This window comes from Vibrio sp. ECSMB14106, assembly GCF_000972265.1.
Taxonomy (GTDB): Bacteria; Pseudomonadota; Gammaproteobacteria; order Enterobacterales; family Vibrionaceae; genus Vibrio; species Vibrio kanaloae.
Window position 1 is genome coordinate 1 of record NZ_LAUM01000088.1, and the last position, 353, is coordinate 353.

Below are 353 nucleotides of genomic sequence, written 5' to 3' on the forward strand. Positions count from 1 at the left end.
CGGAACTGATCACCATTCACCGACGCAATGGCTCGTCTAAGGAAGTGCCATGCTTCTCCCCGGTTCAGGGCACGTTGCACATACTGCCGCAAACTGGCATCGTCGATGTAGTCAAGTAAATATTGCGCTTTAACCAGTCGATTATACTCCGTCAGAGCCTGTAATATTGGGTGTCCAGAAGGGTAACCAGACAACTTTCTTACCAGCATTGCTTGTGTCGTCCGCTTTGTCTGAAGTGACAGAACAATACGCCTGATATCTTGCCATCCCGTTGTAATAACATTCGTTCTGATAGGCTTCTTTAGCGCCAGTATGGTGCTGCCTTGTTCACTTTCAGTCACATCAAACAGATC

1 protein-coding gene is annotated in these 353 nt (G+C 47.6%); it reads right to left on the bottom strand.

Annotated elements, in window-relative coordinates; genetic code table 11:
• Positions 1-353, bottom strand: a 353-nt coding sequence (locus tag WR49_RS20775; RefSeq protein ID WP_046225284.1) for a Tn3 family transposase, incomplete at both ends; no start/stop codon positions are given.